The 22,492-nt window shown below is 48.0% G+C and carries 21 protein-coding genes and 3 tRNA genes; 8 read left to right on the top strand and 16 right to left on the bottom strand.

Features of this window, described 5'->3' with window-relative positions; translation table 11 throughout:
* Positions 1–9: 9 nt before the first annotated feature.
* From ccoS to rssA, 6 genes are all read left to right on the top strand, one after another.
* Positions 10–213 (top strand): cbb3-type cytochrome oxidase assembly protein CcoS, encoded by a 204-nt coding sequence (gene ccoS, locus AC566Q_RS11935; RefSeq protein WP_499616967.1) that lies wholly within the window; start codon positions 10–12, stop codon positions 211–213.
* Positions 206–874, top strand: a complete 669-nt coding sequence (locus AC566Q_RS11930; protein WP_499616964.1) for a sulfite exporter TauE/SafE family protein — start codon at positions 206–208, stop codon at positions 872–874. Before ccoS ends, AC566Q_RS11930 begins: the two co-directional genes overlap by 8 nt.
* A gap of 26 nt (positions 875–900) precedes the next feature.
* Positions 901–1,638 (top strand): fumarate/nitrate reduction transcriptional regulator Fnr, encoded by a 738-nt coding sequence (fnr, locus tag AC566Q_RS11925; RefSeq protein ID WP_123323705.1) that lies wholly within the window; start codon positions 901–903, stop codon positions 1,636–1,638.
* A 122-nt stretch (positions 1,639–1,760) separates the two neighbouring features.
* Positions 1,761–2,678 (top strand): universal stress protein UspE, encoded by a 918-nt coding sequence (uspE, locus tag AC566Q_RS11920; protein WP_499616961.1) that lies wholly within the window; start codon positions 1,761–1,763, stop codon positions 2,676–2,678.
* 119 nt (positions 2,679–2,797) lie between these two features.
* The gene (gene ttcA, locus AC566Q_RS11915; RefSeq protein ID WP_499616959.1) at positions 2,798–3,724 is read left to right on the top strand and encodes a tRNA 2-thiocytidine(32) synthetase TtcA; all 927 of its coding nucleotides are present in this window, start codon (positions 2,798–2,800) and stop codon (positions 3,722–3,724) included.
* A 7-nt stretch (positions 3,725–3,731) separates the two neighbouring features.
* Positions 3,732–4,709: a patatin-like phospholipase RssA gene (rssA, locus tag AC566Q_RS11910; RefSeq protein ID WP_499616956.1), complete on the top strand. Its 978-nt coding sequence runs from the start codon at positions 3,732–3,734 to the stop codon at positions 4,707–4,709.
* 52 nt (positions 4,710–4,761) lie between these two features.
* Here the strand turns inward: rssA and AC566Q_RS11905 are convergent, their stop codons facing one another.
* The 8 genes from AC566Q_RS11905 to AC566Q_RS11870 all read right to left on the bottom strand — a co-directional run bounded on the left by AC566Q_RS11905 (position 4,762) and on the right by AC566Q_RS11870 (position 11,075).
* Complete coding sequence (locus AC566Q_RS11905; RefSeq protein WP_487123230.1) at positions 4,762–5,397, bottom strand: DUF2987 domain-containing protein; 636 nt, start codon at positions 5,395–5,397, stop codon at positions 4,762–4,764.
* Entirely contained in the window at positions 5,394–6,185 is a 792-nt protein-coding gene (locus tag AC566Q_RS11900; protein WP_296049210.1) for a glucosaminidase domain-containing protein, read from the bottom strand. Before AC566Q_RS11900 ends, AC566Q_RS11905 begins: the two co-directional genes overlap by 4 nt.
* Positions 6,178–6,927: a hypothetical protein gene (locus tag AC566Q_RS11895; RefSeq protein WP_499616953.1), complete on the bottom strand. Its 750-nt coding sequence runs from the start codon at positions 6,925–6,927 to the stop codon at positions 6,178–6,180. The genes AC566Q_RS11900 and AC566Q_RS11895 overlap by 8 nt, the downstream gene beginning before the upstream one ends.
* Before the next feature lie 76 nt (positions 6,928–7,003).
* Positions 7,004–7,630: a LysE family translocator gene (locus AC566Q_RS11890; RefSeq protein ID WP_499616950.1), complete on the bottom strand. Its 627-nt coding sequence runs from the start codon at positions 7,628–7,630 to the stop codon at positions 7,004–7,006.
* A 14-nt stretch (positions 7,631–7,644) separates the two neighbouring features.
* On the bottom strand, positions 7,645–8,364 hold the full coding sequence (cobB, locus tag AC566Q_RS11885; RefSeq protein ID WP_499616947.1) for a Sir2 family NAD+-dependent deacetylase: 720 nt from the start codon (positions 8,362–8,364) through the stop codon (positions 7,645–7,647).
* Positions 8,357–9,193, bottom strand: a complete 837-nt coding sequence (locus AC566Q_RS11880; RefSeq protein ID WP_499616945.1) for a sulfurtransferase — start codon at positions 9,191–9,193, stop codon at positions 8,357–8,359. The genes cobB and AC566Q_RS11880 overlap by 8 nt, the downstream gene beginning before the upstream one ends.
* 115 nt (positions 9,194–9,308) lie before the next feature.
* Positions 9,309–10,172 (bottom strand): AraC family transcriptional regulator, encoded by an 864-nt coding sequence (locus AC566Q_RS11875; protein ID WP_499616944.1) that lies wholly within the window; start codon positions 10,170–10,172, stop codon positions 9,309–9,311.
* An 87-nt stretch (positions 10,173–10,259) separates the two neighbouring features.
* Positions 10,260–11,075 carry a mechanosensitive ion channel family protein gene (locus AC566Q_RS11870; protein WP_499616941.1) on the bottom strand — a complete coding sequence of 272 codons (816 nt, stop codon included), beginning with the start codon at positions 11,073–11,075 and terminating at the stop codon, positions 10,260–10,262.
* A 341-nt stretch (positions 11,076–11,416) separates the two neighbouring features.
* Between AC566Q_RS11870 and AC566Q_RS11865 the strand changes: the two genes are divergently transcribed.
* Entirely contained in the window at positions 11,417–12,565 is a 1,149-nt protein-coding gene (locus AC566Q_RS11865) for a methyl-accepting chemotaxis protein (RefSeq protein WP_499616938.1), read from the top strand.
* A gap of 9 nt (positions 12,566–12,574) precedes the next feature.
* Entirely contained in the window at positions 12,575–13,411 is an 837-nt protein-coding gene (locus AC566Q_RS11860) for a nitrate- and nitrite sensing domain-containing protein (RefSeq protein ID WP_499616936.1), read from the top strand.
* A gap of 8 nt (positions 13,412–13,419) precedes the next feature.
* On the opposite strand, the gene AC566Q_RS11855 is transcribed toward AC566Q_RS11860, so the two are convergent.
* The 8 genes from AC566Q_RS11855 to uvrC form a co-directional block, all read right to left on the bottom strand.
* Positions 13,420–15,300: a GGDEF domain-containing protein gene (locus AC566Q_RS11855; protein WP_499616934.1), complete on the bottom strand. Its 1,881-nt coding sequence runs from the start codon at positions 15,298–15,300 to the stop codon at positions 13,420–13,422.
* A 197-nt stretch (positions 15,301–15,497) separates the two neighbouring features.
* The gene (locus tag AC566Q_RS11850) at positions 15,498–17,456 is read right to left on the bottom strand and encodes a glycoside hydrolase family 97 protein (protein WP_499616931.1); all 1,959 of its coding nucleotides are present in this window, start codon (positions 17,454–17,456) and stop codon (positions 15,498–15,500) included.
* A gap of 114 nt (positions 17,457–17,570) precedes the next feature.
* Entirely contained in the window at positions 17,571–19,205 is a 1,635-nt protein-coding gene (locus AC566Q_RS11845; protein ID WP_283645260.1) for an IS1634 family transposase, read from the bottom strand.
* A 228-nt stretch (positions 19,206–19,433) separates the two neighbouring features.
* A tRNA-Leu gene (locus AC566Q_RS11840) sits at positions 19,434–19,520 on the bottom strand.
* 46 nt (positions 19,521–19,566) lie between these two features.
* Positions 19,567–19,640 (bottom strand) — tRNA-Cys (locus AC566Q_RS11835).
* A gap of 54 nt (positions 19,641–19,694) precedes the next feature.
* A tRNA-Gly gene (locus AC566Q_RS11830) sits at positions 19,695–19,770 on the bottom strand.
* 221 nt (positions 19,771–19,991) lie between these two features.
* A complete protein-coding gene (gene pgsA, locus AC566Q_RS11825) occupies positions 19,992–20,561 on the bottom strand; it encodes a CDP-diacylglycerol--glycerol-3-phosphate 3-phosphatidyltransferase (RefSeq protein WP_296049189.1) in 570 nt (189 codons plus the stop codon).
* Positions 20,562–20,659: 98 nt separating this feature from the next.
* Complete coding sequence (gene uvrC / locus AC566Q_RS11820; protein WP_487123209.1) at positions 20,660–22,477, bottom strand: excinuclease ABC subunit UvrC; 1,818 nt, start codon at positions 22,475–22,477, stop codon at positions 20,660–20,662.
* Positions 22,478–22,492: the final 15 nt, after the last annotated feature.

Below are 22,492 nucleotides of genomic sequence, written 5' to 3'. Positions count from 1 at the left end.
GGCGGTATTGTGAGTATAATTTATGTGCTGATCCCGTTGGCTATTATTCTGGTCGCGGTGGCGCTGGGGATTTTCTTCTGGGCGGTAAAATCCGATCAGTTTCAGGATCTTGAGCGCCAGGGCTACAGCATCCTGTTCGACGACGACTTACCCGAAGAAGAACGTCACCAACAAGCCAAAACCCAGGATAAAGCTAACAACGATAATGAGTGATTACAGCTTTATTTCGGCCTTTGTCGTAGGCCTTGCCGGCTCGTTACATTGCGTAGGCATGTGCGGAGGGATAGCCGGAGCCTTGCGAGCAGCAGTACCCGGCGGTCAGCCCCCCCTGCCCTATATTGTCAGTTATAACCTTGGGCGCATAACCAGTTATGCCATTGCCGGCGCCGTGACCGGTGTACTTGGTCAGGTGGCCCGCGCCTCAGTAAGCCATGGCCTGATGATTTTTCAGTTACTCAGCGCCGTGATGCTGATTGCCATGGGGTTATATCTGGCTCAGTGGTGGCGTGGTCTTGCTCACCTGGAAAAACTGGGGAACGGGCTTTGGCAACGCATTCGTCCGTGGTCGAAACGTTTTATACCGTTCAGGTCACCTTTATCGGCGTTTCCTTATGGTTTTATCTGGGGCTGGTTACCCTGTGGACTGGTTTATTCAACCCTTACCTGGGCACTAGTCAGTGGTGATGGCTTGTATGGCGCTGCAACAATGGCTGCCTTTGGACTGGGTACTTTACCCGCGTTGATTGCCGTGAGCCTGGGGGCTGGCTGGTTGTTAACGCTCCTGCAACACCCAAAGTCTAAGTCATTAGTCGCATGTTGCCTGATAATATATGCGATTTTCTTGATTTACCGCACCCTAACCGGTAATAATTAAACGACTCCCACACGGAGACGTAATCTATGTCAAAAGGCTCAGAATTTTCGATTCATTGTCAAAGCTGTAGTTTCAGCCATTTGTGCCTGCCGGTTTCGTTAAATAAAACCGAACTCGATTCGCTGGATGATATCATCGAGCGTAAAAAGCCGCTTCACAAGCACGATAAACTGGTTAAAGCCGGTGATAAATTTAACTCGCTTTACGCAGTGCGTGCTGGTTCATTTAAATCTTTTGTAAGTAGTAAAGACGGCGAAGAGCAAATCATTGGCTTTCATTTTCCCGGTGATATTATCGGCTTTGATGCGCTGCGCGAAAATGCTCACCAGAGCTACACCCAGGCGCTCGAAACCGCTATGGTTTGTGAGTTACCTTATGAAACGCTGGATAAAATGGCGGTTCAGTTCCCTAAATTGCGTCACCAGATCATGAGCTTTATGAGTGCCGAAATTAAGCAGGATCACGATCTGATGATGTTGCTTAACAAGCGTACTGCCGAAGAACGCCTGATATATTTTCTTGCGCATCTGTCCAAACGCTTTGAAGACCGTGGCTTTTCGCCGCGTCAGTATAACCTGAGTATGACCCGTAATGAGATTGGTAATTACTTGGGCCTGACCGTAGAAACCATCTCGCGTCTGTTAACTCGCTTCCAGAAGGAAGGCATTATCAAGGTTGATGGCAAACTTATCACTATCCTCGATTTTGAAGCGATGGATAATAAACTGCATAGCATGGATATTCCTTCCACCACTATTAGTTAGTCCGTTAAAAAGCTGTTTTTCTCTGGTTTTGTAGCATTACTTGATCCCAGACAAGTCTGAAACTGGAGAAACAGCTGTTCACGTCGTACACTCATAATGAATACTTCCCATGGAGAGTCGTTATGATTGAGTACAGCAACATCCTGGCCGTAGTAGAACCCGAAACGGACAACCAGCCTGCTATCTCCAGAGCCATTGAACTGGCCGAAAAAACCGGCGCATCCATTACCGCCTTAATGACCATCTATGATTTCTCTTACGAAATGACCACCATGCTTTCCGGTGAAGAGCGTGAGGCCATGCGTCAGGCGGTGGTGAACGAGAGAACAGCCTGGCTTAAGGGACAACTGGCAGAGTACGGCCAGCCTATAGAGGCTGCCGTGGAATGGAATAACCGCCCTTATGAAGCCATTATTAAATACGCCCTTGCCAGCAAGGCCGACATTGTGGTGAAAGCAACCCGCTCTCACGATGATTTACGTTCAGTAATCTTTACCCCCACCGACTGGCATTTAGTTCGCAAGTGCCCTGCTCCGGTACTGCTGGTTAAAGAGCACGACTGGCCCCGGGATGGCAAAATTGTAGCGGCAGTTAACGTAGGAACGGAAGACCGCGAACATGCCCAGCTGAATGATCGCCTCACTAATATTGCATTGGATTATGCCAGGTTGCTGAGCGGTCATGTTCATCTGGCCAACTGCTATCCGGGCACGCCGCTAAACATTGCCATTGAGGTGCCTGAGTTTGATCCCGAATCTTACAATGCGTCGGTGAAAAACCATCACCTTGAGGAAATGGAAAAACACAGTAATCAGTACAGCATTCCGCTGGATAATTGCCATGTAAAAGAAGGATTACCGGAAAAAGTTATCCCGCAGGTCGCCAAAGAGCTGGATGCCGAGCTGGTGATTATTGGTACCGTAGGTCGTGTAGGCATTTCAGCAGCACTCATTGGCAATACCGCCGAACACGTTATCGATGAACTCAACTGTGATGTACTGGCAATTAAACCCGAAGGCTTTGAAAGCCCGGTAAGCTAATACAGGTAGCTGTGGGAGGATTTAATTACTGCCACGACTACCTGGCCATTAATCAGGGATGCAGGCTACTCTGGCTTCACGTATAATGACGCCCATTGCAATATGGGCCTTTCTTTATCATGAGTTTACACATCAACGCCGCCGCGCCGGCAACGCAAACCAAGCAAAAATACAGCTTCAATAAGTTACAAAAACGCATTCGCCGTAATGTCGGCAAAGCCATTGACGATTTTGGCATGATTGAAGATGGCGACAAGGTGATGGTGTGCTTATCCGGCGGGAAAGACAGCTACACCATGCTGGATGTGATGATGTACCTGCAGCGCATTGCGCCGATCAGTTTTGACATAGTGGCGGTTAACCTCGACCAGAAACAACCCGGCTTTCCAGAGCACATACTGCCAGAATATCTGCAAAGCCTCGGCGTGGAATACCGTATTGTAGAGGAAGACACCTATTCCATCGTGAAGGATAAAATCCCCGAAGGTAAAACGACCTGCTCTCTTTGCTCACGGTTACGCCGCGGTATATTGTACCGCACCGCTACGGAGCTGGGTGCAACGAAGATAGCCCTTGGCCACCACCGCGACGATATGCTTGAAACCCTCTTTCTTAATATGTTTCACGGTGGCAAGCTGAAGTCTATGCCACCTAAGCTGGTCAGCGATGATGGCAAACATGTGGTGATCCGACCGTTGGCGTACTGTACCGAGCGGGATATTGAAAAATACGCGACTGCAGTTGAATTTCCCATTATTCCCTGTAACTTATGTGGCTCACAGGAAAATTTGCAGCGACAGAACATCAAAATGATGTTGCAGGACTGGAACAAACGGTTTCCGGGCCGCATCGAGTCAATGTTCAGGGCGATGCAAAATGTTACCCCTTCGCATTTGGTTGATAAAAACCTTCATGACTTTAAAGCCATCAAAGCAACAGGTGAAGCACAACCAGAGGGTGACATCGCCTTCGATGCCCCCGAGTTTGAACCCGAGAGCCGCCCTGACGCTGCAGACTCCATCAATATCGTAAACCTGACGGAATAAGGTTGCTATGAAAATAGGCATTGCCCTGGGCTCTGGTGCAGCCCGTGGATGGGCTCACATTGGCGTGATACAGGCACTCGAAAAACTTGGCGTTAAAATCGACGTAGTTGCAGGCTGTTCTATTGGCGCGTATGTAGGCGCTGCCTACGCCAGCGGTCGACTCGAAGAGTTAAAAGGCTGGGCTTCATCGTTAACAGAATGGCAAACCCTGAGTCTAATGGGCATTGGTATTCGCCGGGGCGGACTGGCAAGCGGCCAGAAGGTTTTTGATAAGTTGTCAGACGAATTTTGCGCCGCTACTTTTGAAACCATGGAAAAACCCTTCGCCTGTGTTGCTACCGACCTGTATTCGGGTCGCGAAGTGGTTTTTAATAAGGGTGATGTAGGTAATTCAATTCAGGCATCCTGTGCTATTCCGGCGTTGTTTTCGCCCATTGCGTACAATGACCGGTGGCTGGTAGACGGTGCCGTAGTTAACCCGGTACCAGTAAACCTGTGCCGCCAGTTAGGTGCCGACTTCGTTATAGCGGTTAATCTCAACGCTGATTTCAGGCCATTGCAAATAGCCCGGGAAACCGCCAAGCACGAAGAAACACAGGAAAAGAACGAGCATTTCTTTAAGAAAAGTCAGGATGTAGTACGCCAGTGGTTCTCACCCGAGCCCAAGGACAACAACAAACAGGCGCCGGGCATATTAAGTGTGATGAGCAGCTCTCTGGAAATTCTTCAGGCCAGGGTTACCCGCTCCCGCCTTGCCGGCGAGCCGCCGGATATCTTAATCGAGCCAACGTTAACCGATGTTGGCCTGATGGAGTTTCACCGCTGTGCAGAGCTCTGTGAAACCGGTGAGCAGGTAGTAAAACGTCTGGCAGAACAAATTCGTTATCAACTGGTGCTCGATGAAGTACTGCCCGCGTCAGAGGTTGATACCGACGCACTGGAAGCGCCTAAAGCACCGGATGAAGAAAACGAAGAAGTGAATTAAGCATAAGTAAAGGGGCTCATAGCCCCTTTTTATTTTGCGTCACACGCTCACACTAGCTTTTGGCCAGTGCCGTAATTCGTAAGGGGACCTGGGGTAATTTAAGCGATTTCCCCTGCTCCAGCCATTCGTTATCCAGCATTAGCATACCGTTGGTAATTGATGGCGCGCCGGGCACCGGTGCATCCAGTTCATCATCACTGAAACGGAATGTCAGTCCTTTAACCGATGGCATCATAAACGACAAAAAGCCGCCCATTTCGTTAAAGAAAGCTTCGTATTGTTGTTTGATGAAACCCAGTTCTTCGGCGCTGTACTCGGTTTTCAGGTGCTCTGCTGTGGTTTCGATTTGCACCGACATATCACATACATTTGCCGCATCCCCCAGATCAATCACTATCGCCGCATCGGCCAGTTTAAGGGCTCGTTCTTTGGGAACCAAAAAGCGCTGTTCCGGTGATATTGTTAAGGGGATATCCTGTTTCTGGGTGACTATGGTGGCCTGGTTGATAGGACACAGGTTACTGGTGCCCACTCTTATAAACCCAAAAGCAAATTGTAATGCAGACGTGTTTTCATCGCCTAATTTGTTGATATGGCTATAAAAGCGTTTGTATTCCACTTCAATTTGCTCGGCGCTAACGTTAAAGGCAGAAGCCAGCAAACTCAGTGCGACTAAGGTACGTTTCATTCGGTGATAAACCCTTTGTTGTATCGGATCATATTTTGCAGTTCATTGACGTAGGCAGCACCGCGTTCGGAATAGTTCATTAACCCTTCGGCCAGTGCCAGCCCCGTTACCGGCAATTGTGCCCGACGTAAAGAGGCTCTGATATGACGTAGCTCACGATATGCGTCATGACGGTTAATATTTCGCATGTAGGTGTAAGTAGCGCGCGATAAATTCTCAAATTTCGCCACTTCATGATTAGCACCGCTGTTACGACGGGCCGGCACAAAGCCACAGCCCTTTTTGTAACACCACAAACCAAAGAAGTTATACCCTTGCTGAGCAAAGCGTGATGTGCCCCAAGCAGACTCGTTAGCGGCCTGCATCAGGACCAGTTCAACCGGTAGAATATCGACCTTATTGAGTAGTTTTGGAATTTGCGCATCGGCCGGTAAATCCTGGCCTACCCGGTATTCGCCGGCGAGCCACTCCAGGCGTTCATCATCGTCCTCTGTCAGACTGTTACCAGCGGCCAGCTGACGCTGCAAGGTTTGCAGATAATGGCGCAGACTCAATAAGTAATCGTTTTGTTTTTCCACCTCGGGTTTTAAATAGGCAAAAAATGCTTTCTTCTTTTCCGTGGTATCGTCTATCGCTTTAAAGTTCGGTACGGGTTGCTCTGCCTGCTCAGTTTCCGGAACATCCAGAATGTCAGGCTCGCTGGTACCGGTCATCCAGGCAATAACCACTATCAGCGCCATAATGGCTATCGCTATCAGGATTATTTTACTGGTTTCCCGTTTATGCATCGAGTATCGAATCCTTGTCGGTCGGGTGAATTTGTTGCGGCGCTTCATCAACCCCGAACAGGTCGGCATACAAACGCCCCATTACCAGCGTATAGATTGGTCCGACCCACAAAATAGCAAGTCCCATGGTGAACAACACCAATACAAACATCATGGCAAACGCCAGTAGCAGTAACGTAAAAGATAATAAATAGCGGTTGGTAACCCGCGCAGAAAGGATTATTGACGGTAGCAGACCAAGCCGTTTCTCAACAATCAGCACAACGGTAAACTGGGTTACCAGATACACATACAAGCCCGGTAGAATGAGAAGGTTAAGCCCTACCTGCATCACCAGACTGATGAGCAGATTGGCTGTTACCAGTACCAGAATATGCGGAAAATACTGAAATAACTCATTAATGCTGGTCGATTTGTTTTGACTAAGTTTAATACCCAGCATCCTGAAACCAACGATCATCGGCGTCATCAGGATAAGCATAGCGATATCCAGCAAACCGGCATTGCTGATTTGCATACTTTCTACAGATGTCATATCGAGCGACAGTACATTGATCAGCACCATCATGGCCCCCAGACCGATTGCCATCAGCAACCCGGTGGCTTTTAACAGCAAGCCCAGATGCTGCTTATAATGGGTTTGTGCCTCAGCAAACAGTTGCCTGATATTAAACTGATATTCACCGGCCAGAGCACGTTCCAGAGCGGAGCTGTTAGCGGGTGGTTGATTATTGTCGGTCAAAATGTCGTCTCATCGGATAATCCCGGCGGGGAGTATAGCATTGCCATCAGGCTGGCCCAAACTACAAACCACCGACTCAGAGTGTTACCAATCGTATTGCCAGCGCCACTAACACTACACCCATTAACCGGTCCAGCCAGTAACCTTTATCGCCAATTAGTTTGGCCACTCTAGAGGTGCTTAGCAGATAAGATAAAAAGCAAAACCATACGCCAGTGGCGAACGCCAGATAAACGCCATAAATAGCCTTTACGGCAAAGGGCGTTTCAATATCAATAATGGCGGTGAACAGTGACAAAAAGAACAAAGTAGCCTTAGGATTCAGGCCATTGGTAAGAAACCCGCTTAGCAGTGCCTTTTTAGGACTGATAGCGGCGGTCTGCCCTGTTGCAGAGACCGTTGCAGCAGAATCCGACGGGCCGGCACGCAGCGCTCCCCAGGCAAGATAAAGTAAATAAGCTGCCGACAAATAGCTGATGGCCGAGTAAAGCCATGGGGTTGTTTTAATAACTACGCTCAGACCGATTAACGAATACGCTACGTGCAGCAATATTCCTAATCCAACGCCCACACTGGTATACATGGCAATGCGCCGGCCGTAACTGATGCTGTTACGAACAACAATGGCAAAATCAGGTCCGGGACTCGCGACCGCTACCAAATGCACCAGGGCAATGGTGATAAACTCACTCAGATAATCCATAAGTAACGATTCGCTCAGCAATGATCCTGAATAAACCGGGTGACAAACTCCGGCAGGGTTTTCCCCGCCTGCCCGACAATTTTTTCTTCAAACAAAGAGTTTTGCTGACTCGGCTCCAGGTTGATTTCGATGGTTCGCGCGCCGCTGTCGGCTGCCATTGCCACAAAATTAGCCGCCGGATACACCTGACCGGATGTGCCAACTGCAATAAAGACATCAGCCTGGGCCAGCGCCATAATGATATCGTCCATATGCATCGGCACCTCACCAAACCACACGATATCCGGGCGCATCTGCTCGCCTGGCAAACAACAACGGCACTCTGTGGTATCATCAAAGTCATCGTGCCAGGGAATTGCTCTGCCGGTATTACAGCAACGAGCTGAGAGTAACTTACCGTGCATATGCAGAACCCGTTTGCTGCCGGCGCGCTCGTGCAGGTCATCGACGTTTTGGGTAACCAGTAAAAATTGTTCGCCCAACGCCTGCTCCAAATCGGCTAACGCTTTATGCGCCGGGTTTGGCTGCACATCGGGTTGCAGCTGCGCTCTGCGTTCATTGTAAAAACGGTATACCAGCGCTGGATTGGCAGCGAAACCTTCAGGCGTAGCGACATCTTCAACCCGATGGTTTTCCCACAATCCGTTGTTATCGCGAAAAGTTTTAAGGCCTGACTCTGCCGATACGCCAGCTCCGGTTAACACGACGACCCGGGGTTTATACGTATTATTCATGGTTAACCTCAACCGGTAATGATGGATCACCTCCCCATTCAGACCAGGAGCCGTCATAAACAGTTACCTGTTCTGCGCCGGCCTCCAGGGCTGCCAATCCAATTACGCAGGCGGTAACACCCGACCCACAGGAACAAATAACCGGTTTGGTTAAATCGATACCCTGTTCGACAAAATAGTCTTTCAATGCCGCGGGCGATTTAAGGGTTGTACCGTTATCCAGTAATTCAGTAAAAGGGACGTTAACTGCCCCGGGCATATGACCACTGCGCAACCCGGCGCGGGGCTCCGGAGCACTGCCCTCAAAGCGCGGGCGGCTTCTGGCATCCCAGATAGTGACTGACGGCTCTTTGATAGCAGCAAGGACTTGGTCGGTGTTGCAGAACCATTCATCGCAGGCAGCACCGGTAAACGCTTGGGGGCTAGGTTCGGCGGGTTGGCTGACCACTTCATGACCAGCGGCTTTCCAGGCCGGTAGCCCGCCATTTAACACGGCTGCATTACTATGGCCCATTGCCGTTAGCATCCACCAAACACGGGGCGCGCAAAATAGGCCTGAGTTATCGTAAATCAGCACAGGCTTGTCGGTGTTGATACCGAGCTTGCCAAACAGTGCGCTTAGCGAAACCTGGTCTGGTAAGGTATGCGGGAGTGTCGAGGTGTGATCGCTGCCCTCGCCGTCCAAATTGAACTTAATAGCTCCAGGAATAAATCCATCGGCCGGATCGTCCGCCTGGCCTGACACCGGATTGGTCATGGAAGCAAACAACACAACGTAGTCAGTTAAGTTGCTTGCGCTAATATCGTTTACCGAAATAAGTCGCGGCAATGCTATCTCCCCAAAGTGCAACAAATAATGACTGCATCACCCTGTGTAAACAGTACAAGGGTGATATGAGATATTGCTTGGAATGATTATGCCAAAATTCCGCTGATATTTTAAATTATTTACTTAATAACAGCAGGATATGGGACTGAGCCTGGTGATAAGGTACTTCAGGATAAAAGCTGAGTCGCTCTACGATCACCGGAAAATCACCGACTTGTTCATTATGCTGGGCGAGAAAATCCGTGGTAATAAAATTAACGGCTGCTTCCAGTACCTTATCACCACCGGTGACTTGCAGGCTTGCGTAACGCCCGCCCGGAATAGTATCAACCCGCATGTCATCTTCCAGTGCTACCTGTTTAGCAGGCCTTTCGCAGGCCAGATCGAAACAAAATGCCTCTGGCGCAACGGTAGTTGGATCGTTATGCAAAAAGTTAAACGTACGGTACTGGGTTGGCGGCAGTTTGTGTTCCCGGCGCCAACCGATAAAACGCTGAATACTGGCATTTAATCTGGCTGGATGTCCGGTATGACGAAGTGCGCAAACGTCCAGCGAAGGCAATGAAACTATTGAGGTTTGAGCGTTAAAATTGTCATGTGAAGGTACTGACATAGTACTGATTTCCTCATTCCATTGATGTAAATAGGGCTGTAACGGTGGCGTTATAGTGACTGGTTGAGCTTTAAACTGAGTTGGCGTGTAGCCGGTTACCCGTTTGAACGCCCTGCTGAAACTGTCCGGGGACTCATAACCACAGTCAAAAGCAATATCGGTAACCGATAGCCAGGTACGGAATGACAACAAAAAGTAGCCGCGCTGAAGACGGATAAGTTCATTTAACTTCCCCGGGCCCACCCCCAGTTTTTGCTGACACAGGCGCTGAAAATGGCTCGGACTGTAGCCGGCGACTTTGGCCAGTTGATTGAGGGAAATACTCTGATCATGATGAGTTTGGAGATAATCCAGTACGTTTTGCACAGCGGCGTACCTGCTTTAACTAACTGATGGTAGGGCTACCCTATCAAACCCGGGAGTGCCCTGCCCGACAGATATTGCGATAGCGAGCTAAAACATTCTGACTTCCCGCTGCGGGAAGGGTATATCGACTTGTGCTTGCTGTAACGCAGCAAATATGGCGGCATTTAACGCATAACGAATCTCGAAATGACGGTTGGGATCAGCCCACACCCGTACGCCAAAATTAATGCTACTATCGCCAAAGCTGTCTACGCCAATGGCCGGGGCTTTCTCCTGTGACAAACCATCTACCGTAGCAACCGCTTCGGCAATTACCCGGGTAACGCCTTCGATGTCACTGGCATAGGCTACGCCAATCTCAAGCTCTATGAGCATTTGCGCAGCTGAGTTATGCAGGATTTCACCCACTATTAATTTATTAGGGATTTGGATAGAAACGTTATCTTCGTTGATCAGAATGGTGTAAGGCAGCATAACCTTATCCACCACGCCGGCCACACCACATACCTGGATGGTATCGCCAACCACAAACGGTCGGGTAATTATGATGGTAAAACCTGCGGCATAGTTAGCCAGCATGCCCTGAATAGCCAGGCCAGCGCCTAAACCCACGGCGCCAACGGCGGCGATCAGCGGTGTTATACTGATACCAATATTGCCCAGCGCAATAATGATCACCAGACCTAAAATAATAAGTTTGCTGGCACCCCCGGTAAAACGGCTAAGCGTAATATCAATATTACGCCCCACCATCATGTTCTCAACTACATTACCGATTTTGGCGGCAATCCACCAACCAATCAGCAATATAACCAGCGCACCGGCTATCTGAAAGCTGTAGGTAACGGCATATTCAATCAGAGTATCGTAAAGGGCCTGAGCTTGTTGTAATTCTTCTTGCATAATAGCCGGCATAGGAATGACTAAAAGAGTTAACAGAATAAACAACAATGCCGTTCTTCACAAGCAAATGGCCTGCCTGTGTTAATTGATGCGCCAGTGCGGGACTTAATGTATTCGGCATGGGGATGACTAGCGTGCCTCAGACATAAAAAATGATAAAAATACCTACGTTGGGGCAAGATTGATTCATTTCGGTGCAAATTTACCACTTATCTACTATAAGTTATTCATTTTATTTACTTCAACAATGCTAAAAACTGGTCTCTACTTTGCTAGTTATTAGTCTGTAATAAGTTAACTACATTGTCTGGTAAATGGATTAAAGCGGAAAAGGAAGCCGAATGAAGACACTGATTGAATCACCTGCTCTGATACTGATACAGGCATTTGGCTTAAAGCAGACAGCGTTTCTAATTGTATTTTGTAATATGGCCGGTTATTTATATATAGCCTTTACGCCTGTCGCCTACCTGCCCGTGACCGTAGTGTGCGGATTACTGATGACCTGGCTGGTTGCTTCTATGCTGACTTGTTTACTCGATGAACTGTTCATTATTGATGCCCTCCTGGCCGACGCCAGTAAGAGCCATAATGAATTTGAGTTGATCACCAGAGCACCACGCATCCTGACCAATCACATGAAGTCGGTATTTGATTTAACTAAGGAAATTTCACGGGAGCGGGACAAATTGGAAGAATACTTCTCCGAAATGAAATATTCCTCGCTGCAGATGATTGAATCGGCCAACAAGGTATCGGTCAATGCTACCGAACAATCGGCCGCTACTGAATCTACCGCTGCTGCAGTAAATGAGCTTACGGTATCTCTGGGAGAGATTGTAGAAAAATTCACCCTGGTAAACGAAGCGGCCGAACGGGCGAGCGATTTTGCTCATCAGGGCTCGCAAAATATTGCTGACCTGGTGAGTGAATTTGCTCTGGTACAACAGGAGGTTGCGCAAACACAGCAAGCGATAATAGAGTTAGGACAATCCGTAGAAGCAGTACTGAGCCTGACCAGTGCGATTCAAAGTATCGCAGAACAAACCAATTTATTGGCTCTGAACGCCTCCATTGAAGCTGCCAGGGCTGGCGATATGGGCCGCGGGTTTGCAGTAGTAGCCGATGAAGTGCGCAACCTCGCTGAAGACAGCCGTAAAACGGCCGACACCATTAGCCAGCGAATGGCTGAGCTTGATAGCCAGCGCATTGAGGTAGCCGATAAAATGCAAAGCGTTACCGACCACTCGCAAATATGCTCAGACAAGGCGAACAGTGCCGCCGAAATGCTGGCTCAGATTGAAACCGAATCTGAAAACTCTAAATCTCAGGTCATTGAAGTCTCGGCCATTACCACCCAACAAAGTAAAGCCACCGAGGAAATTTCAAAAAGTATTGAACGAGTTGTGGAAGGCGCCATGGAAAATGCCAGCATTGCTCGTCAGACGTCTACCGTGGCCGATTATCTGCGCACCCTTACAACCCGCTAGGAGAAACCAATGATTGCTGTCATTTCCGGGATGATTATCTTGTTGTTTGTGTTGGTGGGTATTCAGCTATCCATTACCAGAAAACAGCAAAAAGAAAACTTCAGAGCGACATTAAAACTGGTTGCCATTATTAAGCGCATCATTGGCCTTAGCCAGAAGCACCGGGGATTAACCGCTACTTATCTGCAAGGCAATCAGGCGGTAGCGGGTGAACTTCACGAAATCAGGCGCAACATTGAGTTGCTCATTAGTGATGCTAACCAGATTGGCCTGACAACCAGTGAGGCACGCTGGGAAGCCTACCTGGATCACTGGCGACGGCTCGAATCAACCAGTATGCAACTTACACCACCAGAGAGTTTTAAACAGCATACCAGCCTGATTGAAACCTTATTATACCTGCTACAGGACGTAGCCGAGCACATTGAGTTTGCCGAGACGGACCCATCCATCAACGACGCTCACTTTTTATGGCGGGAATTTCCCCAACTGGTGGAATATATCGGTCAGGCCAGAGCAATAGGCGTTGCCACGGCGACTAAAGGCGTGTCTACCCAAATTGATAAAGTAAAACTGGGCTATCTGTGCGAAAAGATTAATCTGATGAGCGAAACCGTGTTCGGTAAGTTAAATCAGGTCGCCAGCGTTTCAGAAAGCAGCCAGTTGCACCAGGCAAAACAAGCCTGCCTGCAAATGGTCTGTTTAATTAACGAGCAGTTAATCGGCCCCGATAAGGTTAGTATTACCAATCAGGATTACTTCGCCAAAGCCAGTCACACCATGGAGCAATGTAATACTTTGCTGGATAACGAGTTGTCGGCAATTGTTACCCGGTTTAGTGATTAACAGCCTGTTCAGGCGGGTTGCATAGCTCCGACGGGCAGAATAGTTTGTCCTCTACCCTGCTTTTTGGCGGTGTAGAGTAATTGGTCGCAGTGGGCAATTGCCAGATCGATATCCTCATAACTGCTGAGTTCGACCAGCCCACAAGAGAAAGATACCGCAAACTCCTCAGCGGTACTTTGCCAGGTGGAAGTGGCCTGCAAAGCCGCTCGAATATCATCCATCACTTCTTTTGCCTGGTGTACTGTGGTGTTTTTTAGCAGTAGCAGGAATTCTTCTCCGCCGTAGCGACAATATTGATCGGTACTGCGTAATCGCTGTCGTATAATCTGACTGCACTTAACCAGCACTTCATCACCGGTTTGATGGCCGTAGGTATCGTTAACTTTCTTGAAGTGGTCGATATCAAGTAACGCAATACAATTCCCTTTACGAGGTTTGGTAAAAACCTTGGTCAGCAAATTAAACATAAAACGTCGGTTTGGTGCATTGGTAAGCGGATCAGTATAAGCCAACTGATGGATCCGTCGCCGTTGCACAAACAACCAGGCTGCCAGAGTGGCTATTAATAACATCACTAACAACGCGATGATCGTTTTGAGGTTGGCGGTTTCGATGACTTGTTGCTGAGCGATGTGGTCGGCTTTTAATTTTTCAAAATTAACCAGCTCAATATCTGCCTGCATGCCTCCGCTCAGTTTTTCCAGCCGGTTATTTAAGGCATTCAGTAACTTGTCACGTTCTTGCTTTACCAGTTGATAACTGGCCTTAATGGCTAGCTCAGAATCACTGTTAAATTCAGCTAAAAAACGTTCTAACTCAGTAACATGTTTAAAATCGGTCAGATTAAACTGGTTTTCATTTTCGGCCATAACCTGTTTGAGTTGCGTAAGTAGTGCCTTTGCAGCAGGCATATCCCTGCTTAAACCTGCTTCCGTGGTATTAACGGCCAGCATTCTGGCTTCATCAACCACATCCCAGTCTTCTGGTTTTGACGACAACCTGGCCAGCCCAAGCAATTGAAAAGCCTGCTGCAAATCACCCGGTTGCCCACGTCTCGCATACACAGACACCTTGGCCAGTAAGGCATAGAGCTGCGCAGACGGATGCTCTCGCTGGGCTATAACCAGCAGTTTATCAGCATAAGCAAGCGCCTCGTTGTATTTACCCAGCTGGCTGGCTAACAAAACCATTAAAAAATAATCACTGCTGGCCATCATTTGCGGTGAAGTTTTCGTTGCCAAATCAAAATAGGCTTCGCCATATTGGTAAGATGACTCATAAGCTCCTAAGTCATAAAGAATGGCAAATAGGTGAAAGAGAACAAATTCCTTATCGAATAACAGGCCATACATATCATTACCGGTATTGGCCTGTATTTCAGGTAGCGCGTACATCAACTCTTCCAGCGCGTTTAATGAGTCCTGTTTAAAATCGAGATAAAAAACGGCCAGCATACTGGCAACCTGAGCAACAGCAACTTTGTTGCCGGTAATTAAGAGCTCCTGTTTAAGCGCCTGAAGCTTAGCTTCGTCCTGCTCAATAAAGCCCGCCATCAGAGAGCGTGCAGCCGCATAATAAACTTCATCACCGGCTTTTAGTGTTTGCCAGTCTGCTTCTGACGGAGACTCGATGGATTGCCATGGGGTATATTGAGCCAATTCTGGCTGACCACCCTGAACATAAATATAGCGAAACACACGGGCAACGGGGGTATTCGCAGTCAACAGATCGGTTTGTCTGGCTGCTTCAATAAATTCTGCAGTATCTTTATTTCGATAATGAAAGAGACCGGAATACTGGTAAAGCGATGGTTCAGCCTCGGCGGCCTGAGCAACAGGAAAGAAAAAAAATAAAAAACAACAACACGCGAAAACCTTAGCTTTAAACACAAAAATCCCTTTAGTGCGTTAACGACAAACTAATAGGGTTAACTTACCTTTAAGACCAGATAGATGCAATTACCGTGGAATCATTGTTGCGCTAGTCGTCAGCAAGAAAATCTCACGAAAACATTTAAAATAATAGCTAAACCACGATGCCCGTTGCTACGAACATCGTGGATAGATAGAGGGATTATGAGGCTTCGCTATCTGGCAACCAGCACAACGCCGCCCTGGCCTCTTAATGACAGCGTCATCCGGCCATTTTCAGGTACGGTGACTTTTTTGCTTTGCGTTTTGTTATTTGCGTTATCAAACAATAATTGCACCGATTTTCCGGCTAGCATCGGCAGGTTAACAGATAGCTCTTTGGCACTTTTCTCGCCATTTACCGCTACTACATACCAATGGCTGCCCTGCCGTCTGGCCAGTACAACATGTTTACCCGGATAGCCGTCGACAAACTGGGTTTCATCCCATGTGGCGGGGACCTCGCGAATAAAGTCGAGTACATGCTCAGGTTGCTCATTGAGGTTATTAGGCGTTAAGCCAAAATGCTGCACCGGTGACTGATACAGCACACTGGTTGCCAGTTCAAAGGTGTCGGTGGTTGAACGAATCGTTCCGCGCTGCTGATCGCGGGATAAGCGGTCATTTAAAAAAACCGGCGCAAAATCCATTGCAGCAACGGTATTACGCGTAAACGGCAACATGGTGGCGCTGTACGCGTGCATATCCAGTGCATTCTGGCTAAATACCAGGTTTTCAGACGCTAAAACGGCCTCTGAGGTGACGAAGTTCGGAAACATGCGCTCCCAACCCCGCGGTAACGTGCAGCCATGAAAGGTTACCCCTATGCCATAATCGTTAGCGTCTGACAGGATCCCTTCGTAAAGCGCCATGGTGGCTTGTTTATTACCGCCAAAGAAATCAACCTTAATCCCTTTTACGCCAATCTTTTGCAACCAGGCCATTTCCTGTTTTCGGGCAATAGACGTATTCATTTTGTCCTGAGGCGTTTGTGGCGCATCGTTCCACCAACCGTTTGAGTTGTACCACAGGATCACGGCTACGTTTTTATCCGCAGCATACTGCACCAACTCTTCCATTTTATCCCGGCCGATACGGGCATCCCACCAGTTATCAATCAGCACATATTCAAAATTAAGTTCGGCGGCCATATCAATGTACTTGATCTGGTCCTCGTAATTAATGCTGTTATCCTGCCAGACAATCCAGCTCCAGGTTGCCCTACCCATCTTGTAGTCTTCAGATGGCTCATACAAAGGCTTAACCACATCGTAACTCACTGTTGTTTCAACAATGGGCTCTAAATCCTGCCCCACCGTAATGGTGCGCCAGGGGGTGGTTGCCGGTAATGCCATAGAGGCATAGGTATCACCAATACCGGCATTTTCACCGGGTTGTGGAAAGGCAATCTTGTAAATCCCTTCGGCATTGCCCTCACTGAGACGAGAGCCTACGTAATGGCTGTCTACCCCGGTTTCAGACAGTAATAGCCAGCCCTTGTCGTCATTTTTAAACAATGCCGGAAAAGTATAGCCAACGCCGTTTACAGAGGCTTTGGCCATCGATTCATGGTAGGTATACCCTTCTTCGTAACTGGGCTTAGTGCCGTTCCAGCCTGTCATAGGCAGGGCTTGGTGGGTAATAAAAGTTGTCGCTTTGTTTGGCAGGTTAAAACTGGTGGCTTCACTGAGTACCTTGAAGCGGGTCGCTTCATTATTGGATACCACGTGGTAACGCAGTGCGATGTCGTTATCAGACACCTGGAATATGATGCTGATCTCATCCCCTTTTGCATTACGAAAGCGACTGGTTAAACCGTTGGCCTCATAAGTCACCTGACTGACTTTTGCTCTATCGAGTTCGTACTGTTCCAGAATGGTGTTACGTTTGCTGTCGATATACGTCAGGTTCTGACTAAAATCTCCAATAGAACTGTTTAGTCCCAGCGGTGAACTTTCCAGAAATACTTCACCCATATAGGTAACAGTGTAATGAGGTTTACCCTTTGATAGTGACAATGAAACGGCGAGTTGATTATCCGGCCCTTTGATTGTTTCCAGTAGTTCAGCCAACGCCGTCTTGGGCGCAATAACGGTTGCCAGGCAAATCGGCAATATCATTCCGTAGCGTTTCATTGAGTATCCTGTATTAGTTAGTAGCCTATCCTTATTAAGTTATCATAATACAATACGACATTAACAATTTAATAACTAATCAGATTTGGTTTTACCCGACATTCCGCATCAAATTCAGGAATAAATCTCTTGGTATAATGTGCCAAGTACATCAATGATCACCTGCTGGCGCTCCTGTTTGTCTGTGATTACGGGGGGAGAGTCACCAATGCTGACTTCGTGGATCCCACTAAAACACAGAAATACCCATCGTGCCGTTGGCTTCTGGGACGGTTTCTTTTTCATGTCAGGGAAGTATTGTTGTCTTTCTTTTAATGACGTTCGGATCCGGTGTTCAAGGGCGGCGTATATCATCAGACTGCACGTCATCACCATGAGCAGCGCTTCAATCCTTTCCGGTTTCTTTAGAAACAGTGAGGATGTCAGAAATTCCGGACTTTTGAGAAAACGAAATCCCCGCTCAACATGTTGCTGGGATTTGTAGGTATCTAACACTGTCTGCATACTGAGTTCCCCGCTACAATCATTGGTTGCGAGGATAAACATCCCGGTTTGCGCCTGAGCTATTCCAACTTTATCCAAACAGGTGGCTATCAGCCCATCGAGTTGGTATTCATAGTATGCTGGCTGTTGTCCTTTTTTGGGGCGACCTTTACCTAAGAACACGGGGTGGGCTATACAGTCAAACTCACTGATGCGGGTTGTTTTTAACGTCTTGCTAAAGACTTTCATTGCCGTCTCGGCATCGGTCTGGCAGGCAAAGCGTTGCTTACACAATTTAATAAATTGCTTGTGCTCTTTTTCACTGCTTTTAAGTAAATTGCGGGCCAGTGTCTGCTGCTCCCGTTTAGTCGCCTGCTCACTGCGCAGAATCAACCATTTCTGTTTCACTCCGGCATAGTCTGCATCCACCCAACAACCGTGGTAACCGTTACCCATGGCAGTGAGACTGGCTTCCGTCACGTTGCTTACGTGCTGCCTGGCGTCTTTGATGGTCATGGGGACTCGTGAGATAAACAATTGGTTCTGTGTTGCCAGGGCAGTGATAGATTCTTCAGTATAAAGCGCCGCATCGGCAACAAAATATCGGCATTGTTGTGCGGCCTTTAAACACTGAATATGGTGACGGGTGACTTCTGCAAAAGCTTTCTGGTCATTCGTATTGCCACTTAAAGCCTGCATATAGACAGGGATACCGGCTTGATTTTCACAAATCAGCTCCAGTATCACCTGGTTTAATTCTGGCCGGTGGTCCCGGCTGTAACCTTTAACCAGCTCAATGCGTTTAGTCTCGCTATCTTGTTCATCAACAGCGTATTCACCATCGACATGAAAACTGGTGATATCCAGGTGCACAGCGTTACTGGCTAACCCCAGCGTGTCGACCACTCGCTCAGCCATGACTTGATATAGCGACGACACGTCTGCTTCATAGAGGGCATCAAGACACCGACCAAGTACATCATCATTCAGGTGCTTGGCCTGTACACCCGGACCAATCAGGCGTTCAGTGGGTTTGTCAGCGAAAAAATCTGCAAACATGTGTAGGGTGCGACTGTGAAAACCCAAACCATTGAGAAGCATGGCGACAAAGGCTTCTCCATGAGTCACCTTATGCTCATTGTTTTTTGGGATAACCGCGTCAATCATCTTAGCGATACCAAGCTCCCGACACATACCGGATACTAAACCAAGATGGTCCATGCGTTTGATAGTTAACCCTGATAGGGAGGAAGTAGAAATAGCCATTTTGTTGCACCCAAAGATGAGTAATAGATCAAAATGGGGGATCGGTGTCAAGAAAAATAAATCAGTTAATTAGGTGCGGAATGACGATTTTACCCGTTATGATAATCGGTATTCAGGGGGAGTTTTAAAAAAGGAAAATTGCAGAAGTAAAACAATATAATCCGGACACAATAGCAGATATCAAAGTCTGTTTGAGTTTGTGAATAATAGAGAAGTTTATATTTGAAATGGTGCCCGGGGCCGGACTTGAACCGGCACGCTGTTACCAGCGAGGGATTTTAAATCCCTTGTGTCTACCAATTTCACCACCCGGGCATGGGTTGCACTGGTGTGCTGGTGCGGGCTGGTTGCCCTTAAAAAATGGAGGCGGAACCCGGAGTCGAACCGAGATCCACGGATTTGCAATCCGCTGCATAGCCATTCTGCCATTCCGCCTTTGATTGCGTTGTGACGACAGGCCGTCTACTGCAAACGCAACATTCGAGAAATTGGAGCGGGAAACGAGATTCGAACTCGCGACCCCAACCTTGGCAAGGTTGTGCTCTACCAACTGAGCTATTCCCGCTTTAATTTCGTGCTGGTTAACTTACCGAATGGCTCACTTACCTGATGGTAAAACTCCTGAGAGTTGTTGTGCTCCGTTCTAGTCAGTATGTCCTGCTTCGAATGTGGGAGGCATTTTACTTGCCCTCACGAATGTGTCAACTACTAAAAAACCACATTCGACGCTATTTTCACCAAAAACGGATCGTTTGGTCATAAATCCGTCATTTAGCTCAAAAATTGCTAATTTTTAATGCCTGATAAATGCGGCCAGGCTGCCCGCGTGTAGCTAATCATTGACCAAACCGACAGCCAGGTAGCGATATAGAGTAAAATATAACCCAGTGAAACCCAGTAAATTGGAAAACCCATAAACTCTTCCAGGCCCGACAACAGCCCAATTAAGGCTAACATTTGCGCAGTGGTTTTCGCTTTACCGATAAAAGACACCTGAACAGTATCCCGTACTCCCTGAGAACCCATCCATTCCCGTAAGGCGGAAACATAAATTTCCCGCACTAACAGTAAAATAGCCGGCACGGTGATCCAGACTGAATCATAAGAATGAGTAATCATTAATAAAGCCGCAGCAACAATCAGTTTGTCAGCTACGGGATCTAAAAACGCACCAAATGGTGTTGATTGCTGTAACTTGCGGGCCAGGTAGCCATCAAACCAATCGGTAATGGCCGCAAACCAAAAAATAAAAGCAGCCGTTTCGTGCGCCCAACGCCAGTCGAGAAAATACACACCTACAAAAATTGGAATTAGCACTACCCGGATTAGGGTAATTACGTTAGGGATCGTCCACATAAACTACTCGGAAGGGGTTTCCTTTTTATTAAGGCTATTGTCACACGATATAACCGATTAAGAAACTGCCAATTGAATTTAATATAAGGTGACTCTTATTAATTATGCAAATGGTCGTAAATCGTCTCGGCCAGCTCATCGCTGATCCCCGGTACACTGGCAATCTCATTGCGGCTGGCTTTTTTAAGCCCCTGCAGACCCCCCATGTATTTCAGTAGCGCCTGACGTCGCTTAGCCCCGACTCCCGGGATAGACTCCAGTGAGCTGGTTGTTTTGACTTTCTGACGGCGATTACGGTGCCCGCTTATGGCGAATCGGTGCGACTCATCCCGAATATGCTGTATAAGGTGCAGTGCCGGACGGTCTGCGTTAAGGGGAATGGTATCGTGGGTATCAGCCAGGATCAGCGTTTCCAGACCGGGTTTACGGGTGGTGCCCTTGGCTACCCCAATTAGCAGTGGCTTTTTGTCGTGCGGCCAGTCGGCAAAGAAATCTTCAGCCTGGCCCAACTGCCCTTTACCGCCGTCGATAAAGAGAATGTCAGGGATTTTCTCCGCATCCTGCACGTTTTTATAACGCCGCTTTAAGGCCTGAGCCATGGCGGCATAGTCATCACCGGGTGTAATGCCTTCAATATTGTAGCGTCGGTAATCGCTCTTTAATGGCCCTTCACGGTTAAACACCACACAAGAGGCCACGGTTTGCTGACCGGAGGTATGACTGATATCAAAACATTCCATGCGCTGAATAGGATCGTCCCACTCCAGTGCTGATTCTAAATCGATATACCGGGCAAACACCGACTTTTGCTGACCATACTGGGCATCCAGGGCATTCTTCGCATTGGCCTGTGCCAGTTGCAGGTATTGTTTCTTTTCTTCTCTCGCGCCGCGGTAAAAGCGTACTTTGTGCTTGGCTTCCTGACTGAGCAGATCGGCAATAGCGGCTTCATCCGACAGTCCCTGGGGTAACACAATTTGTTTCGGAATAATTTTATTGCCGGCCAGATAGAACTGCAGCAGAAATGCTTCGAAAATTTCGCTCTCGGTGGTGGTCGATGGAATTTTCGGGAAGAACGCTTTGCTGCCTAACAGCTGGCTGTCGCGGATAAACATCACCTGAATACAGGCCATGCCACCACGGTAGGCAAACCCAAAGATATCCATTTCATCCTGTGTGCCAGCCACCCACTGGCGCTCCTGTACTTTACGCAATGCGCCAATCTGGTCACGATAACGCGCTGCAGCCTCAAAGTTAAGCTGTTCACTGGCGGCTTCCATCTTGTCGGCTAAAGAATTGATGACCTGCTGGTTTTTTCCTTTAAGAAACATTCGGACCAGCTGAACCTGTTCGGCATATTCTTCATCACTGATATAACCTTCTACACAAGGCGCCGAACAACGTTGCATCTGGTATTGCAAACACGGGCGACTGCGTGCGCGGTAGTAGCTGTCTTCACACTGGCGTACCGGAAACAGTTTCTGCATGGTGCGCAGGCTTTCTCTTACCGCCCAGGCGCTGGGATAAGGTCCGAAGTATTCCCCTTTACGCTTTTGTGGCCCACGGTGAAAGTCTAGCCTTGGGTGTTCATGGGCAGAAAGAAAAATAAAAGGGTAAGACTTATCGTCACGCAACAGCACGTTATAACGTGGCCGGTATTTCTTGATGAAGTTATTTTCAAGCAGGAAGGCTTCGGTTTCGCTGTTTACCACCGTCACATCCATACGGGCTATCTGACTGACCAGCGAAATCGTCTTCGGGTTATCCAGGTGTTGTTTAAAATAACTGGAAACGCGGTTTTTCAGGTTTTTGGCTTTTCCTACATAAATAACTTCATCAGCGGCGTTGTACATGCGGTACACGCCGGGCTGATGAGTTAACGATTTAAGAAAAGCGTTAGAATCAAATTCTGTCATTGAATCCTGTCAGCA

This window comes from Alteromonas sp. H02 (assembly GCF_059682525.1).
Note: the sequence above shows the minus strand (reverse complement) of the source record. Positions and strands in the feature narration are given on the sequence as shown.